Genomic DNA, 17,129 nt, shown 5'->3' with positions numbered 1-17,129 from the left:
TGGCTCAGTTCTCCTTGCCCGGTATGGCGTCGATCACTCGCAGGTTGGCGGGAGGCGCCTTGCCCTGCTTGTCCTCGCCAAAATACACCGTCATGTGCGGGAAGGGAATCTCGATGCCCGCGGCGTCAAAGTGGCGTTTGACCAGCCGGTTGTACGCGCGTCCGGTTGCGAACTGCGCGCCGGGCAGGGTCTTGATGCGCACGCGCACATTGACCGAGCTGTCGGCCAGCGCCGTGACGCCGTGCACTTCCAGTTCGCCGAGGATGTTCGGGCCGTGATCGGGGGAGCTGCGCAGCTCCTCGAAGGCGGCCTGAAGGTGGTCGATGACCTCGTCGGTGTCCTCACGGTAGGCCACGCCGTACTCGCCGACGTGATAGCCGAACTCGCGGTTGAAGTTCGACACCATGTCGACCGACGAGAACGGAATCAGGTGATACACGCCGGCCAGATCGCGGATGCCGAGCGAGCGGATGGTCAGCTTCTCCACCACGCCCGTGGTGCCGCCGGCGGTGACCACGTCGCCGACGTCGATGGCGTGTTCGAGCTGGATGAACAAACCGGTGATGACGTCCTGCACCAGTTTCTGCGAGCCGAAGCCGATGGCCAGGCCGAGCACGCCGGCGCCGGCGATCAGCGGGCCGATATTCACCCCCAGTTCGGCCAGCACCACCATCGTGGTCAGCACCACCAAGGCAATGGCAACGACGTTGCGGAAGATCGTCAGCAAGGTCTTGATGCGTGCCGACGGCACACGGCCCGCGTCGGGGTTCAGGCGATATTCGATCCAGCTTGCTGACATTAGCCAGGCCAGCAAGGCCAGGCCGAGGATGAAGAGCACGGTGACAACGCGCCCGAGAACCGTCATGCCGCCTTCGGAGGCAGCCCAGTCGCCGAGGTCGAAGGTCGTCCAGGCGTCGAGCACCACCGCCAGCACCACAACGAGGATGACGAAGCGTGCGACCTTCAACATGCCGGGAATGTAGGCGTTGAGCCGGTCTTCGAGCAGCGGGAAGCGCGCGCGCGTGTCGTCCGGCAGGTGGATGCGCCGCATGATCACCGTCGTCAGCACGTGTGCAATGACGACGCCGGCCAGCACCGCCAGCCCGCTTTGCAGCGTCGCGCCGAGCATGAAGCCCAGTGCCTGCTCGGGATAAAACAGCGCGACCACCAGCAGCGCGCCCAGATAGGCCAGCGCCGCCACATGCCACACGCGCGCCAGCATGTTGAGCGCTACGCGTGCGAAGCCGGTCTGCATGCGCTCACCCAGCGCTTCAAGCGCGGCGCGGCTGCGCGCTCGGTTCTGCAACACGATCACGGCGGCGTAGAGGAAGGCCATCAGCACGATCAGCAGGGTCAGCACGCGGCCGACTTCGGGCGCGATCAGCTGCCCCGCTGCGGGCGCTACCAGCAGCAGGCCATAGCCGACGAACAGGCTCATGCGCGAAGCCCAGGCCAGCCAGTAGGCGGTCTCCTCGCCGGAATCGACTGCGTGCCTACCGGCAAAGCGCGTCGATAGCAGGGTGGCGAGCGTGGCGCGCACCGCCTCGACCATCACGAAGGCGTTCAGGAACAGCGCTTCGAGCACCCGCAGGCTGCCCTCGGCGCCTGCGCCCGGCATCACCAAAGCAAGGCCATAGCCGGCAAGCCAGGCGACCATCACGGCCACAAGCTGCAGGCCGACAGCGGCGACCACGGCCAGTATGCGGCGCAGCACGGTGGTGTCGCCGCCAGCCTGCGTCCAGGCATCCAGGCGCTGGCCGGGGGACGCGGCCGCGCGGCGGAACACCTGGTACAGCACCAGCACCGCAAATGCGAACAACGCGAACAAGCCGGCGTCACGAGCCAGTGCCGCGGTGTCACTGCGCTCCAGCAGCACGCGCGCCGAGTTCAGCGCGGCTGCAGCCGCGCCGGCTTCGGCTACGGTGCGTTCAGCCACCGCGCGTGTCGTTGCGGCGACACGCTGCGGCAGCGATGGCGCGCTTGGCGCACTGACCTGCGGGATGGCCGCGCTTTCTTCAGCGCTGCGGCGCAACTGCTCGATCAGCGCCTTGCGGGATTCTTCGTTCTCGAGCAACTCGGCCAGTTGTGCGGCACTGGCGGATGCCTGGGGTTCGGCCGGCGGGTCTGCTGGCGCTGCGGCTGTGGCCGGACCGGCGAGCAACAGGACAAAGAGGGTGAGGGCTGTGATCAGGCCTGACCAGAGGCGGGGAAAGTACAAGGGGCGCTCCTTCTGGAAGTCGTCCGGATGCCACGCGCCGCGAGGCGGAGGCGGCTGCCGATTCTATCATCTGGTGAGCATGTGCCGCCCCGACGGGCGAGCTTCAGTCGGCCTCGAAGCCCGCGTAGCGCTTGCGAAAGCGGTCGTGTCCGGCGGCGAGGAAAGCGTCGAAATTCCACTCGCCGTCTTGTAGCAGGCCCGCGAAGGCGGGCTTGAAAACGTAGGTCCAGGCCGTCTGTGTGCGGCCGTCTTCGAGCGCGACGCGGACTTCTTCGCGTGCGTACTGCACGCCTTCAAACAGGTCCAGTCGCGCCAGTTGCTGTGGCGGTACGTCGAAATAGAGCAGGCCGGGCACAGAGTGGCCGGCGTTGCGCCGTATGCCGGGATAGTCTTCGCCGGCAACCGGATGGCGGCTGAAACCAGTCAGGCGGGCGGAGACCGAAACGGGCAGGCCGCCACTGGCGGCCTGCATGATGTCGGCACACATCAGCGTGCCGTAGGTGAATACGTGCGCCGACATCCGGCCCTGATCGATTACTTGACCAGTTGCGTGAGCTCGCCGGCCTTGTAGCGCGCGGCCATCTTGTCGAGCGTGACGGGTTTGATGCGGCTGGCCATGCCGGCGCTGCCAAAGGCCTCGAAGCGCGCTTTGACCACGAACTTGGCGGCTTCGCGGGCGGGCTTGTTGAACTCGCGCGGGTCAAACTTGGACGGGTTCTCGAACAGGAACTTGCGCACGGCAGCGGTCATTGCCAGGCGGATGTCGGTGTCGATGTTGATCTTGCGCACGCCGTGCTTGATGGCGGTCTGGATTTCCTCGACCGGCACGCCGTAGGTCTCCTTCATGTCGCCGCCGTACTGGCGGATGATCTCGAGCAGTTCCTGCGGCACGCTCGAAGAGCCGTGCATGACCAGGTGGGTGTTCGGGATGCGCGTGTGGATCTGCTTGATGCGCTCGATCGACAGGATGTCGCCGGTGGGCTTGCGCGTGAATTTGTAGGCGCCGTGGCTGGTGCCGATGGCAATCGCCAGCGCGTCGCAGTCAGTCTGCTTGACGAAGTCGGCGGCCTGCTCGGGGTCGGTCAGCAGGGCGCTGTGGTCGAGCTTGCCTTCGGCGCCGATGCCGTCTTCCTCGCCGGCCATGCCGGTTTCGAGCGAGCCGAGGCAGCCCAGTTCGGCTTCCACGGTGACCCCGATGGAGTGCGCGAACTTCACGACTTCACGCGAAACGGCAACGTTGTAGTCGTAGTCCGACGGCGTCTTGCCGTCTTCGAGCAGTGAGCCGTCCATCATCACGCTGGTGAAGCCGGAGCGGATCGCCGCCATGCACACCGCCGGGCTCTGGCCGTGGTCCTGGTGCATGACGACCGGGATGCCGGGGTAGGACTCGACCGCGGCGTCGATGAGGTGACGCAGAAAGGCTTCGCCGGCGTATTTGCGGGCGCCGGCCGAGGCTTGCATGATCACCGGGCTGTCGCATTCAGCCGCGGCCTCCATGATGGCCTGGACCTGTTCGAGGTTATTGACGTTGAAAGCGGGCAGGCCGTAGCCATGCTCTGCGGCATGGTCAAGGAGCTGTCGCATCGAAACGAGTGCCATGGTGCTTCTCCGTTGGGCGGCGCGTCGGGCGCGCACGCAAGATATTCAGGGAATTCTAGTCGTGCGGTCGCGGCGACGGCCAGCGAGCGCACAACTTGTTTCATTGCGGCTGGTAGCGTTCTTCCAGCGCGGCGATGGCCGGAAGCGTCTTGCCTTCGAGGAATTCCAGGAAGGCACCGCCGCCGGTCGAGATATAGCCGACGTCCTTGGCAATGCCGAACTTGGCAATTGCGGCCAGAGTGTCGCCGCCGCCGGCAATCGTGAAGGCTTCGGAGTGCGCAATGGCCGAAGCCATCATCTTGGTGCCGCCGGCGAACTGGTCGTACTCGAACACGCCGACCGGCCCGTTCCACACGATGGTGCCGGCGTGCGCAATGATATCGGCGAGGCGGGCCGAGCTCTTCGGGCCGACGTCGAGGATGCGGTCGTGCTTGCCGACGTCGCATACCGGAATGCGGTTGGCGCGTGCCAGCATCGACACTTCGTCCGCCACCACGACGTCTACCGGCAACGGCACTTCGGCGCCGCGGGCTTTCATCATGTCCATGATGGTCTGGGCTTCCTTGACCAGTTCCGGTTCGGCCAGAGATTCACCGATGCGCTTGCCCGATGCGAGCAAGAAGGTGTTGGCAATGCCGCCGCCGACGATGAGCTGATCGACCTTGCCGGCGAGCTTTTTCAGGATGGTCAGCTTGCTCGACACCTTGGCGCCGCCGACGATGGCCACCAGCGGGCGCTTGGGGTTGTCGGTGGCACGCGTCAGCGCCTCGATTTCGGCGCCCATCAGCAAGCCGGCGCAGGCCACCGGCGCGAAGCGTGCGATGCCGTGCGTGGTGGCTTCGGCGCGGTGAGCGGTGCCGAAGGCGTCATTCACATAGACCTCGCACAGCGCCGCCATCTTCTTGGCCAGCGTGCCGTCGTTCTGCTTTTCACCGACGTTGCAGCGGCAGTTTTCGAGCAGCACGATTTCGCCCGGGGCGACTTCGAAACCACCATCGATCCAGTCCGTGATGAGCTTGACCGGCTTGCCCAGAAGCTGGCCCAGGCGCACCGCAACCGGCATCAGCGTGTCTTCGCCGCGCACCACGCCTTCGCTCGGGCGGCCCAGGTGCGAGGTCACCATCACGGCAGCACCCGCGTCGAGGCAGTGCTGGATGGACGGGATGGAGGCGCGGATGCGCGTGTCTTCGACGATGTTGCCGGCTTCGTCCTGCGGAACGTTGAGGTCGGCGCGGATGAATACGCGCTTGCCGGAGAGTTCGATGTCGTTGAGCTGGTTGACCTTCATGTGCGGGCGTCCGTGTGCTGGATGAAAGCGCGCCCGCTCACGGCGGGCGCGTCGGGTCTGCTTACTTCGCCTGCGCGACTACACGCGCGGCGTCGAGCATGCGGCAGGAATAACCCCACTCGTTGTCGTACCACGCCAGCACCTTGACCAGGTTGCCGTCCATCACGCGCGTCTGCGTGGCATCGAACACCGAGGAATGAGTGTCGTGGTTGAAGTCCGACGACACCAGCAGGTCTTCGTTGTAGGCCAGGATGCCTTTGAGGGCGCCGCGCGAGGCGTCCTTCATCAGCGTGTTGATTTCCTCGGCCGAGGTCTCGCGGCTGGCGGTGAAGGTCAGGTCGACCAGCGACACGTTCATGGTCGGCACGCGCAGCGAGAAGCCGTCGAACTTGCCCTTCAGCGAGGGCAGCACGAGGCCGACGGCCTTGGCCGCGCCGGTCTTGGTCGGAATGATGTTGTGCGCGGCAGCGCGCGCGCGGCGCAGGTCCTTGTGACGCACGTCCACCAGCACCTGATCGTTGGTGAAGGAGTGGATGGTGGTCATCAGGCCCTTTTCGATGCCGATGTTGTCCTGCAGCACCTTGGCCACCGGGGCGAGGCAGTTGGTGGTGCACGAGGCGTTCGAGACCACGGTCATGGCGGCGGTGACGATGTCGTCGTTCACGCCGCACACGATGGTGGCGTCGACGTCGTCGCCGCCCGGCGCCGAGATCAGCACCTTCTTCGCGCCCTGTTCGAGCAGCACCTGCGCCTTGGCCTTGCTGGTATAGGCGCCGGTGCATTCGAGCAGCACGTCCACGCCCAGTGCGCCCCAGTTCACGCCCTTCGGATCCTTGGTGGAGAAGAAGGGGATGCGGTCGCCGTCGACGATCAGCATGTTGTCGCCCTCGGTCTCGACGGAGAAACCGAAGCGGCCATGGGTGGTGTCGAACTTGGTCAGATGCGCGTTGGTGGCGATGTCGCCCGAGGCATTGATGGCGACGATCTCGAACTCATGACGCAGACCGAGTTCGTATAGCGCGCGCAGGGTGCAGCGGCCGATGCGGCCATAGCCATTGATCGCGATCTTGATGCTCATGCGGTTACTCCATGTGGGTTGGTGCCCGGGCCGGCTTGTGGCCGACCCGGTCGTGCAATCAGGCGAGGCAGGCTTGCACTGCTTCGACCACGGCATCCGAGGTGATGCCGAAATACTTGAACAGTTCGCCGGCCGGGGCGGATTCGCCGAAGCGGTCCAGCCCGATCACCGCGCCTTCGAGGCCGACATACTTGCGCCAGCCGTCGGTGACACCGGCTTCCACGGCGACGCGCGGCAGGCCGGCCGGCAGCACGGCGGTTTTCCAGGCGGCGTCCTGGCGGTCGAAGACGTTGGTCGAGGGCATCGACACCACGCGCACCGCGATGCCGACGTCGGCCAGTTTCTTCTGCGCCTCTACTGCCAGACCGACTTCCGAGCCGGTGGCGATGATGACGGCCTGCGGCTTGCCGCCGGTTGCTTCCGACAACACGTAGCCACCGCGGCGGATGTCGGCGGTCTGCTGCGCGTTGCGCGTCTGGAAGGGCAGGTTCTGGCGCGAGAACAGCAGCGAGGACGGGCCGTCGGCGCGCTCGATGGCATGCGCCCAGGCCACGGCGGATTCGGTGGTGTCGCACGGGCGCCAGACGTCCATGTGCGGAATCAGGCGCAGCGTGGCGGTCTGCTCGACCGGCTGGTGGGTCGGGCCGTCTTCGCCCAGACCGATGGAATCGTGCGTGAACACGAAGATCTGGCGCAGCTTCATCAGCGATGCCATACGCAGCGCGTTGCGTGCGTATTCGCTGAACATCAGGAAGGTGGCGGTGTAGGGAGTCAGGCCACCGTGCAGGCTGATGCCGTTGGCCATCGCCGCCATGCCGAACTCGCGCACGCCGTAGTAGATGTAGTTGCCGCCGGTGTCCTTGCTGACACCCTTGGCGCCGGACCACAGCGTGAGGTTGGAGCCGGCCAGGTCGGCTGAGCCGCCGATCAGCTCGGGCAGTTTCGGCGCGAAAGCTTCGATGGCGTTCTGGCTGGCCTTGCGCGTGGCGATGGTCTCGGCCTTGTCGGCGAGCTGTTGCAGCACGCTTTCGACGTGGCTGTTCCAGTCGGCCGGCAGCTCGCCTGCCATGCGGCGCTCGAATTCGGCGGCCAGCTCGGGATGGGCGGCACGGTAGGCCTCGAACTGCGAATTCCACTGAGCTTCGCGTGCACTGCCTGCGGCGCGCGCATCCCAGGCGGCGTAGACCTCGGAGGGAATCTCGAACGGCGGGTAGTCCCAGCCGATGTGCGCGCGGACGGCGGCAATTTCGGCGTCACCCAGCGGGGCGCCGTGTACGTCGTGGCCGCCTTGCTTGTTGGGCGCGCCGGCGCCAATGATGGTCTTGCAGCAGATCAGCGTGGGTTGCGTGGTGTTGGCCAGCGCCGCGCGCATGGCTGCATCGACGGCGTCGCCGTCGTGGCCCTGCACGTCGCGGATGACTTGCCAGCCGTAGGCTTCGAAGCGCTTGGGGGTGTCGTCGGTGAACCAGCCTTCGACGTCACCGTCGATGGAAATGGCGTTGTCGTCGTAGAAGGCGATCAGCTTGCCCAGGCCCAGCGTGCCGGCCAGCGAGCAGGCTTCGTGCGAGATGCCTTCCATCAGGCAACCATCGCCGAGGAAGACGAAGCTGCGGTGATCGACGACGTCATGACCGGGGCGGTTGAACTCGGCGGCCAGCACTTTTTCGGCGATCGCCATGCCGACTGCGTTGGTGAGGCCCTGGCCGAGCGGGCCGGTGGTGGTCTCGACGCCCGGCGCGTAGCCGTATTCGGGGTGGCCGGGGGTTTTGCTGTGGAGCTGACGGAAGTTCTTCAGCTCTTCAATCGGCAGGTCGTAGCCGGTCAGGTGCAGCAGCGCGTACAGCAGCATCGAACCGTGACCGTTGGACAGCACGAAACGGTCGCGGTCGGCCCACTTGGGGTTGGCCGGGTTGTGACGCAGGTGGCGACGCCACACGACTTCGGCGATTTCGGCCATGCCCATGGGTGCGCCGGGGTGGCCGGACTTCGCCTTCTGCACCGCATCCATCGCGAGCGCACGCACCGCGCCGGTCACAGGGTTGAAGGAGGGCGGGGTGACATTGCGGGTCTGGGTCATGGCGCTGGGGGCAGGGCTCTGAAGGAAAAGGCGAAATTATCCCCGAATTTGCTGCCCTGCGGTAGGGCGACGGAGCGGAGTCAACAGTACAGGGCGCGAACCCGCTGGTACGGCGGCATTACAATGCTTTGCGTTTTTTCTCCATCAGTTTCCAGATCAGCGGCGTGAGGATCAGCTGCATCGCCAGATCAAGCTTGCCGCCCTCGATGACGATGGTGTTGGCGCGCGACATGAACGCACCCGTGATCATGTTGAGCAGGTAGGGGAAGTCGATGCCGCGCGGGTTGGAGAAGCGGATCACCACCATGGATTCGGCCAGCGACGGGACGTCGCGCGCGATGAACGGGTTGGAGGTGTCGACCACCGGCACGCGCTGGAAATTGATGTGGGTGCGGGCGAACTGCGGAACGATGTAATGCACGTAGTCGTGCATGCGGCGCAGGATGGTGTCCTGCACGGCTTCGGCCGAATAGCCGCGCACGTGGGTGTCGCGGTGCAGCTTCTGCAGCCATTCGAGGTTGATCGTCGGCGCCACGCCGATCAGCAGGTCGGCGTGCTTGGCGATGTTGATGCTGTCCGACATGAAGCCGCCGTGCAGGCCTTCGTAGAACAGGCAGTCGGTGCCGACCGGCAGGTCGTCCCAGTCGGTGAAGGTGCCCATCGGCAGGTTCCAGCGGACCGATTGCTCCTCGTTGTGGATATAGACGCGTTTGCGCCCTACGCCTGATTCGCCGTAACCGCGGAATAGCGCCTCGAGGTCTTCGAGCAGGTTGGCGTCCGGGCCGAAGTGGCTGATGCCACGTTCCCCGCGCGCTTCAGCTTGCTCGATCTGCTGCTTCATCTCGGCCCGCGTGAAGCGGTGAAAACTGTCGCCCTCGACGATGGCGGCGTTCACGTTCTCGCGATGAAAGATGCGCTCGAAGGTGTCCTTGACGGTGGTCGTGCCGGCGCCGGACGAGCCGGTGACGGCGATGATCGGGTGTTTCGCGGACATGTGGGCTTCCGTAGGTCAGGGGGTATGCGCGGCCACCCAGCCGCGCCATTGCGAGAACAGGCCGGGGCTGGCGGCAGCGATGACGCCGCGCTTGACGCCGGGGGGCGCCATCAATGGCTGACCATCGAGTGCCATGCCGACGCCGCCCGATTCGGACAGGATCAGGCTGCCGGCCGCGTAGTCCCACAGCATCTGGCCGCCGTGCAGGTACACGTCCAGCCGGCCGGCCGCAGTGAAACACCACTCCAGCGCGCTGGAGCCGAAATTGCGTTGCGAATAGAACGGCGGGTGGCGCGAGAGCTCGTTGCCGAGTTGGGGCTGCACGCGTTTGAAATCCACTCCGGCGACCGCCTCGCCCAGCCCTTCGGCCGTGCGGCGCAAGGGCAGACGGGTGCCGTTGAGCCACGCGCCCGAGCCCTTGGCGGCGTAGAAGGACTCGTCGGTGACCGGGTTGTACACCACGCCGAAGCGCGGCTCATGATCAACCAGATACGCGATCGACACCGCAAAGAACGGGATGCCGTTGAGGAAGTTGGTCGTGCCGTCGATCGGATCAATGCACCACAACCCCTTGCGCCCTTCTTCCCACAGCGCCTGCTGCTGGTCGAGTGTCATTTCTTCACCGAGCACGGGGCCTGAGAGCAGCCCGGGCAGTTCGCGTTCGAAGTGATGCTGGGATTCGAGATCGGCCTCGCTGAACAGCGTGCCGTCGGACTTGCAATTGCGTGCCGTGCGCAGATAGCGCGGCAGGATGACTTCGCGTGCGACGTCGCGCACGAGCGATTCGAGTGCCCGCGCGCGGGCCAGGCGATGCGAGGGGGTGGGCATGGGCTCCCCGCGGGGTGGCTGTCGAGCCCATATACTAGCAGGGCAATGCGCATCTACTGTGGCGGGCCTGTGCTCCGCCCGCCGCGCGCCTCGTATCCGGCGTGCGAAGCGCGGCTTCGTCAACGCCCGTGTGGGCTCTCGCAACGCTTTTTCATTACCCTGCTGAACTATGGTTTCCAGATTCTTCTCTCCTGAGCCGCTGCCACCGGGCGACTGCTTCGAACTGCCCGATGCGCTTGCGCATCACGCCGTGCGCGTGCTGCGCCTGTCCGCCGGTGAGCGCATCGTGTTGTTCGATGGTCGTGGCGGCGAAGTCGAGGCGGTGCTGGAAGGGCAGGGCAAACGCTGGTCGGCACGGCTGGGAGAACGCCGCAGCGCCGAGCGCGAATCTCCGCTTGAGCTCGTGTTGGTGCAGGCGCTGGCGAGCGCCGACAAGATGGACTGGGTGGTGCAGAAAGCCGTCGAGCTGGGCGTGGCAGGCGTAGTGCCGGTGCGCGCCTCGCGCAGTGTGCTGAAGCTTGCCGGCGAACGTGCCGACAAGCGTGTCGCGCACTGGCGTGAAGTGGCGGTTTCGGCCTGCGAGCAGAGCGGGCGCAACCGCGTGCCACAGGTGGCCGATATCGCTGATTTGCGCGACTACCTCGTGCAGCACCGCAACGGCCCGCAACGCCTGATTCTCGACCCGGTGGGTGGCTGCCGGCTGGCCGAGCTGGGCCGGCCGGCCGGCGCCTGTCACGTCTTGATCGGCCCCGAAGGCGGTTGGAGCGAGGACGAGTTGGCCGCCTGCCGCGCGGCCGGTTGCGTAGGTGTCACGCTGGGGCCGCGCGTGTTGCGCACCGAAACCGCGGGCTTGGCTGTCGTCGCCGCGCTGCAAGCCCTGTGGGGCGATTTCTGAACGGGGAAAGCCGAATGTTTGAATCTGCCGAAATCGGTCACAAGGTCAGCAAGAGCGACTTCCGCAAGGCCGAGGACAAGCTGCGCACCGCGCTGCTCGACGCGCAATACGAACTGCTCGAAACGCGCGCGTTCTCGGTGGTGGTGCTGATCAATGGTGTCGAAGGCGCCGGCAAGGGCGACACCGTCAACTTGCTCACCAAATGGATGGACCCGCGCCACATCGAGGTGCGCGGCTTCGACGAACCCTCCAGCGAGGAGGCCGAGCGGCCGTACATGTGGCGCTTCTGGCGGGTGCTGCCGCCGCGCGGCAAGCTCAGCGTGATGTTCGGCGACTGGTACGCCGACGCGCTGCGCGAGCGCGATGGTCCGGACGGCGGCAAGGCCGGTTTCGCCCATCGGCTCGACGAGATCAAACGCTTTGAGACCATGCTCACGCACGAGAACGTGCTGCTGGTAAAGCTGTGGTTCCATCTCTCGAAAGATGCGCAAAAGCGCCGTTTCGACATGCTTTCTGCCGACGACAAGACGAGCTGGCGCGTGACTGACGAGGACTGGACCGCACACAAGTGCTACGACCGGAATCGTGAGTTGGCCGAGTCCATGTTGCGCGCCACCGACAGCGCAGAAGCGCCGTGGGTCGTGATCGACAGCGAGAATGCCAATCATCGCGCACTGGCTGTCGGGCGCACTCTGCTCGATACGATCACGCGGAATCTGGCCCGTTTCCGCGGGGCTCCCGAACAGGTTGCACCGCGCCCCGAACTGCCTGCGTTACCGGATCGCCGCAGCTTTCTCGATACCCTTGCTTTGGCACAGAAGATGCCGCGCAAGGAGTACGACGAGCAGCTTGAATTGCTGCAGGGGCGCCTTGCCCTGCTGACGCGCGACAAGGCCTTTCGCAAGCATTCGCTGGTGCTGGTGTTCGAGGGGATGGATGCCGCCGGCAAGGGCGGCGCAATCCGCCGTGTCACCAGCGCGCTCGATGCGCGCCATTGCCGGGTGTTGCCGATTGCCGCACCCACCGACGAGGAAGCCGCGAGGCCCTACCTGTGGCGCTTCTGGCGCAATGTGCCGCGGCTCGGCAAAACCGTGATCTTCGACCGTTCCTGGTATGGCCGTGTGCTGGTCGAGCGCGTCGAGGGCTTCGCCGCAGAGAGCGACTGGATGCGTGCCTACGGCGAGATCAACGATTTCGAGCAGACACTGGAAGAGGCCGGCGCCGTGGTCATCAAGTTCTGGCTGGCGATCAGCAGCGACGAGCAGTTGAAGCGCTTCCGGGAGCGCGAGGCCGAGCCGCACAAGCGCTTCAAGATCACGCCGGACGACTGGCGCAACCGCCACAGTTGGGCCGCGTACGAGGAGGCGGTGTCGGAAATGATCGAGCGCACAGGCGGTGAGCGCCCGTGGATCGTCGTCGAGGCCGACAACAAGCACTACGCACGCATCAAGGTGCTACGCACGATTTGCGAGCGGCTGGAGCAGGCGCTTTCCGCTTAGTTCCTGCGCAGCTTCGTCATGGCGCGCCCAAAGCAGGCGCCGGGCGCTGTGGCGGCGCGCAGCTGCAGCATTCCGATAGAATCATCGCATTCCGATATAAAGGTGATGCCCGTGAGCCGTGATTCCCAGACCTCCGAAGCCCGCATCGTGGCTGCCGACGAGACGGCCGCGCAGTTTGTCGCCTGGGTGCGTGGGGCTGCGCCCTATGTGCATGCCTTCCGCAACAAGACCTTCGTCATCGCCTTTGGCGGCGAGGTCATGGCCGATCACGACCGCGCCCAGCGCTTCGCCTACGACTGCAACCTGCTCTCCGCGCTGGGGGTGCGGCTGGTGCTGGTGCATGGCGCACGCCCGCAGATCGATACCGAGATGGCGCGTCGCGGGCTGGAGCCGCAGTTCCACAACGGCCTGCGCGTGACCGACGCGCCGGCGCTCGAATGCGTCAAGGTGGCGATGGCGGTGACGCGTTTCGAGGTCGAGGCGCTGCTCTCGCAAGGCCTGCCGAACACGCCGATGGCCGGCAGCTACATTCGCGTGACCGGTGGCAACTTCATCACTGCCCGCCCGGTCGGCGTGGTTGATGGGGTCGATTACCAGTACACCGGCGCGGTGCGCAAGATTCTCGACGAAGAGATCCAGGCCGACCTCGACCAGCAGAACGTGGTGCTGATCACGCCGTTGGGCGTGTCGCCGGCCGGCGAGATATTCAACCTCAGCATGGAAGATGTAGCCGAAGCCGTGGCGGTCACGCTGAAAGCCGAAAAGCTGGTCTATCTGTGCGACGCGCCGGGGCTGCTCGACGAGGACGGCCAACTGATTGAATCGGTTACCGCCGACGAGGCGCAGCGCGCCTTCGACGCCAACCAGGGACTCACCGAAGATCTGCACTACTACTTGCCGGGCTCGATTCGCGCTGTGCGCAAAGGCGTCGGCCGGGTGCACCTGATTGACCATGACAAGGACGGTGGCCTGCTGCTGGAGTTCTTCACCCACGCCGGCGTCGGCACCGTCGTCACCCGCGACCCCTTGTTCCGCATGCGTGAGGCAACGGTCGAGGATATCGGTGCGCTGGTGTCGTTGATCCAGCCGCTCGAAGCCGACGGCTCGCTGGTGCGGCGCGGACGCGAACTGCTGGAGCAGGAGATTGAACGCTTCACGCTGGTCGAACACGACGGCGTGCTGGTCGGCTGCGCGGCGCTGTATCCGTTTGGTGACGAGGGCTCGGCCGAATTGGCCTGTCTGGCGGTGGCGCACGAATATCGTCGTGCCGGGCTGGGTGAGCAGATGCTCAAGCGGCTCGAAAAGCGCGCCCGTGCGATGGGGCTGGAGCGCTTGTTCATTCTCACCACGCGCACCGCGCATTGGTTCCGCGAGCGCGGCTTTGTCGAAACCGGGCCGGATGCCCTGCCCAAGAAGAAGCTTGAGCTGTACAACTACCAGCGCCGATCCAAGGTTTTCGTCAAACCGCTGTGACCGCCAGGGCGCGGGTGCATGCGGTCGGACAGCGCGCCCTAGCTAGCGCCTGCGGCTGGTAAAATCTTCGACACTATCGATTCGCAAGAGGTAAGCCATGACCCGTATGGTCAATTGCATCAAGCTCGGCCGTGAGGCTGAAGGGCTGGAGCGCCCGCCCGTGCCGGGCCCGCTCGGGCAGCGCATTTACGAGAACGTTTCGAAGGAAGCCTGGCAGCAGTGGGTGAAGTACCAGACCATGCTGATCAACGAGAACCGCCTGAATCTGATGGACGCCAAGGCGCGCAAGTACCTGTCCGAGCAGCTCGAACGCCATTTCTTCGGCGACGGGGCTGATCAGGTTGAAGGCTTCGTTCCGCCGTCGGCCTGATCGGGCCGGTGGTTTAACGCAAAAAGGCAGCGGCCAAAGCCGCTGCCTTTTTTTGTGCGCTTACCGCCGCTTCAGTCGGCCGGGCGCATGGCCTGTTCCATGGCCTCGGGAGTGGTGTGACGCACATCGCGTCCGCGCTCCATGAACACCACGTATTCGGCGACGTTGGTAGCGTGGTCGCCGACACGTTCGATGGCCTTGGCGATGGTCAGCAGGTCCAGCGAGCGGATGACGTGATCGGGCGTCTTCATCATCAGCGTGGCCAGGTCGCCCATGACGCCCTTGATGACGGCATCCACGTCCTTGTCTTCACGCGCGAGTTCCGGCGCCAGCGTTACGTCGCCGCGCACATAGGCGTCTAGCGCCCGCTCAAGCATGCCCACGGCGTGCTCGGAGACGGTCAGCAGGTTTACCTGCGGCACGCTGTCGGGGTTGGCGCCCACGATCTGGCGTGCGGCCTTGGCAATCTTCTTGGCCTCGTCACCGACGCGTTCGAGGTCGGTGATCATCTGCATGGTGGTCGTCAGCATGCGCAGGTCGGCCGCGGCCGGCGCGTGCTTGACGATGATCTGAACGCAGCGCTCGTCGAGGTCGACTTCCTCGCGGTTGATGCGCTTGTCGCGCAGGATGACCTGTTCGATCAGGGCCTTGTCGGACTCGCCCAGGCCGCGGATGGCGTCGCGTACCTGCTGGCAGACCTCCTGGCCCATCAGGACGACGCGCTGGCGCAACTCGTCGAGGTCGCGGTCGAATTGGGCGAAGGTGTGCTTGTTCATCTGTTCATGGACTCCAATATGAGTCCGCGCAGACTAGCATCGCCATGTGACGGTTTTGTTGCAGTTCACGCAGGTTTGCGGCTGAAGCTGCGCACGCCCGATGCAGTGGCCAGCAACAGTTCGTCGGCACCCCTGCGCGCAAACAGGCCGTTGGTGACGACACCGGCGATGTGGTCGATCTCGCTCTCCAGCGCACTCGGCTCCGAAATGGTCAGCCCATGCACGTCGAGAATGAGGTTGCCGTTGTCGGTGATGAAGCCGGTGCGCTCGACGACGTTGCCGCCCAGCTGAGCCAGCTGGCGGGCGACATGGGCGCGGGCCATGGGTACGACCTCGATCGGCAGCGGAAAGCGCCCCAGGCATTCGACTCGCTTGGTTTCGTCGCAGATGCAGATGAAGCGTTGCGCGACCGCGGAGACAATTTTCTCGCGCGTCAGTGCGCCCCCACCACCCTTGATCATCGCGAAGCCGTGGTCGATTTCGTCCGCGCCATCCACATATACCGGGATGGTGTCGACATCGTTCAGGTCGAACACGCGGATGCCGGCGGCGGACAGCCGGCGCGTGCTTGCGTCGGAGCTCGATACCGCGCCGATGATCTTCGAGCGCATCTCGGCCAGGCCGTCGATGAAGTGATTCACCGTGGAACCCGTGCCGACCCCGACGATGCTGCCGTGCGGAATGCGATCGAGCGCGGCCAGCGCGGCGGCCTTCTTGAGTGCGTCCTGATTCATTCAGTGGTTTCCGTAGAGGTCAGACAAGGCCATCGAAAGGCTGGACGATGACGCGGCCACCGGTCGGCACGTCGCCGCATTCTTCCGGCAGCACGATGAAGCAGTTCGCTTCGGACATGGATTTGAGCACGCCCGAGCCCTGGCTGCCGGCCACCCGCACCTGCGGTCCGTTGTTGCTCCAGTGGAAGCGCCCGCGCACGAATTCGCGGCGCCCCGGGCGCTTGCCGATGGCGTTGGCGCAGGTCGCCTCGAACAGCGCCGGTTCCGGTAGTGGCGAAACGCCGGAGAGCGTGAGCAGCGCATCACGCACGAATTGGTAGAAAGTCACCAGTACGGCCACCGGGTTGCCGGGCAGGCCGAACATCCAGGCGCCGTCGACGCGGCCAAAGGCCATGGGGCGACCGGGCTTGATGGCGAGTTGCCAGAACGAGACCTGGCCGAGCCGGCCGAGCATCTCGCGCGTGTAGTCGGCTTCGCCGACCGAGACTCCGCCGCTGGTCAGGATCACATCGGCGCTGGCGGCTGCACTGCGAAAGGCCTCTTCGATGGCCGACGGATCATCGGGGATCACACCCATGTCGATCAGCTCGCAGCCCAGCCGCGTGAGCGCGCCGAACAGGGTGTAGCGGTTGCTGTCGTAAATCTCGCCGGGCGAGAGCGGCTTGCCAATCGAGGCCAGCTCGTCGCCGGTGGAAAAGAAGGCTACGCGCAGACGGCGACGCACCGTTACTTCGGCAATGCCGAGCGAGGCAATCAGCCCGATTTCGGCCGGGCCGCACAAGGTGCCGGCGGGCAGGGCGACACTGCCCAGTTTCAGGTCCTCTCCCGCGCGGCGCAGGTTCTGGCCCTTGCGCACCCTGGACGGAATGAACACCGCCTTGTCTTCCGTGCGCGTGGCCTCCTGCGGCACGATGGTGTCGGCGCCTTCGGGGATGGGTGCGCCGGTCATGATGCGCACTGCCTGGCCAGCGCCGATCAGACCGCTGAAGGGGCGGCCGGCAAAGGCGCTGCCGACCACGGTAAGCCGCGTATCGGCGTCCGGCGCGAGATCGCCAAAGCGGAGCGCGTAACCGTCCATCGCAGAGTTGTCGTGCGCCGGGACGTTGCATGGCGCGATGACGTTCTCGGCCAGCACGCGATCGAGTGCGGCGCGCACGGCCACGCGTTCCCAGCCATCGACCGGCGTGAGCGGGCCGAGAATGGCCTCGCGGGCGTCGGCGACGGAAAGCATGTTCTTCGGTTGGGGGTTCATTGCGTTGCCTTGGGTGCGGACTGACCCGGCGCATTATCCCCTATCCGT

Annotated in this window: 15 protein-coding genes; 4 read left to right on the top strand and 11 right to left on the bottom strand. The window is 65.5% G+C overall.

All coding sequences use genetic code 11. The annotated features are described in order from the left end of the window. Positions 1 to 4: 4 nt before the first annotated feature. The 8 genes from AC6H0N_RS12420 to AC6H0N_RS12385 all read right to left on the bottom strand — a co-directional run bounded on the left by AC6H0N_RS12420 (position 5) and on the right by AC6H0N_RS12385 (position 10,082). Positions 5 to 2,218, bottom strand: a complete 2,214-nt coding sequence (locus AC6H0N_RS12420) for a mechanosensitive ion channel domain-containing protein (protein ID WP_497574424.1) — start codon at positions 2,216 to 2,218, stop codon at positions 5 to 7. 103 nt (positions 2,219 to 2,321) lie between these two features. Beyond that, the gene (locus AC6H0N_RS12415) at positions 2,322 to 2,738 is read right to left on the bottom strand and encodes a gamma-glutamylcyclotransferase family protein (protein WP_497574423.1); all 417 of its coding nucleotides are present in this window, start codon (positions 2,736 to 2,738) and stop codon (positions 2,322 to 2,324) included. Positions 2,739 to 2,752: 14 nt separating this feature from the next. After that, on the bottom strand, positions 2,753 to 3,817 hold the full coding sequence (gene fba / locus AC6H0N_RS12410; RefSeq protein ID WP_497574422.1) for a class II fructose-bisphosphate aldolase: 1,065 nt from the start codon (positions 3,815 to 3,817) through the stop codon (positions 2,753 to 2,755). Positions 3,818 to 3,917: 100 nt separating this feature from the next. Then, on the bottom strand, positions 3,918 to 5,105 hold the full coding sequence (locus AC6H0N_RS12405; protein ID WP_497574421.1) for a phosphoglycerate kinase: 1,188 nt from the start codon (positions 5,103 to 5,105) through the stop codon (positions 3,918 to 3,920). Positions 5,106 to 5,166: 61 nt separating this feature from the next. Then, positions 5,167 to 6,183, bottom strand: a complete 1,017-nt coding sequence (gap, locus tag AC6H0N_RS12400) for a type I glyceraldehyde-3-phosphate dehydrogenase (RefSeq protein ID WP_497574420.1) — start codon at positions 6,181 to 6,183, stop codon at positions 5,167 to 5,169. Between the two features lie 58 nt (positions 6,184 to 6,241). After that, positions 6,242 to 8,260 (bottom strand): transketolase, encoded by a 2,019-nt coding sequence (tkt, locus tag AC6H0N_RS12395; protein WP_497574419.1) that lies wholly within the window; start codon positions 8,258 to 8,260, stop codon positions 6,242 to 6,244. 118 nt (positions 8,261 to 8,378) lie between these two features. After that, positions 8,379 to 9,254 (bottom strand): phosphoribulokinase, encoded by an 876-nt coding sequence (locus AC6H0N_RS12390; protein WP_497574418.1) that lies wholly within the window; start codon positions 9,252 to 9,254, stop codon positions 8,379 to 8,381. A gap of 15 nt (positions 9,255 to 9,269) precedes the next feature. Next, positions 9,270 to 10,082: an inositol monophosphatase family protein gene (locus tag AC6H0N_RS12385; protein ID WP_497574417.1), complete on the bottom strand. Its 813-nt coding sequence runs from the start codon at positions 10,080 to 10,082 to the stop codon at positions 9,270 to 9,272. A 169-nt stretch (positions 10,083 to 10,251) separates the two neighbouring features. Between AC6H0N_RS12385 and AC6H0N_RS12380 the strand changes: the two genes are divergently transcribed. The 4 genes from AC6H0N_RS12380 to AC6H0N_RS12365 all read left to right on the top strand — a co-directional run bounded on the left by AC6H0N_RS12380 (position 10,252) and on the right by AC6H0N_RS12365 (position 14,319). After that, entirely contained in the window at positions 10,252 to 10,977 is a 726-nt protein-coding gene (locus AC6H0N_RS12380; RefSeq protein WP_497574416.1) for a 16S rRNA (uracil(1498)-N(3))-methyltransferase, read from the top strand. Positions 10,978 to 10,991: 14 nt separating this feature from the next. Next, positions 10,992 to 12,476 carry a polyphosphate:AMP phosphotransferase gene (pap, locus tag AC6H0N_RS12375; protein WP_497574415.1) on the top strand — a complete coding sequence of 495 codons (1,485 nt, stop codon included), beginning with the start codon at positions 10,992 to 10,994 and terminating at the stop codon, positions 12,474 to 12,476. Between the two features lie 111 nt (positions 12,477 to 12,587). Continuing rightward, positions 12,588 to 13,949 carry an amino-acid N-acetyltransferase gene (gene argA / locus AC6H0N_RS12370; protein ID WP_497574414.1) on the top strand — a complete coding sequence of 454 codons (1,362 nt, stop codon included), beginning with the start codon at positions 12,588 to 12,590 and terminating at the stop codon, positions 13,947 to 13,949. Positions 13,950 to 14,046: 97 nt separating this feature from the next. Then, positions 14,047 to 14,319, top strand: coding sequence for an oxidative damage protection protein (locus AC6H0N_RS12365; RefSeq protein WP_497574413.1), 273 nt, complete (start codon positions 14,047 to 14,049; stop codon positions 14,317 to 14,319). Positions 14,320 to 14,390: 71 nt separating this feature from the next. Here AC6H0N_RS12365 and phoU read toward each other — a convergent pair whose 3' ends face one another. The 3 genes from phoU to moeA all read right to left on the bottom strand — a co-directional run bounded on the left by phoU (position 14,391) and on the right by moeA (position 17,081). Further along, the gene (gene phoU, locus AC6H0N_RS12360; protein ID WP_497574412.1) at positions 14,391 to 15,095 is read right to left on the bottom strand and encodes a phosphate signaling complex protein PhoU; all 705 of its coding nucleotides are present in this window, start codon (positions 15,093 to 15,095) and stop codon (positions 14,391 to 14,393) included. Positions 15,096 to 15,160: 65 nt separating this feature from the next. Further along, positions 15,161 to 15,829 (bottom strand): ribose-5-phosphate isomerase RpiA, encoded by a 669-nt coding sequence (gene rpiA, locus AC6H0N_RS12355; protein WP_497574411.1) that lies wholly within the window; start codon positions 15,827 to 15,829, stop codon positions 15,161 to 15,163. 19 nt (positions 15,830 to 15,848) lie between these two features. After that, on the bottom strand, positions 15,849 to 17,081 hold the full coding sequence (gene moeA, locus AC6H0N_RS12350) for a molybdopterin molybdotransferase MoeA (RefSeq protein ID WP_497574410.1): 1,233 nt from the start codon (positions 17,079 to 17,081) through the stop codon (positions 15,849 to 15,851). Positions 17,082 to 17,129 lie beyond the last annotated feature (48 nt).

The organism is Pseudazoarcus sp. NS34 (assembly GCF_059703725.1).
Note: the sequence above shows the minus strand (reverse complement) of the source record. Positions and strands in the feature narration are given on the sequence as shown.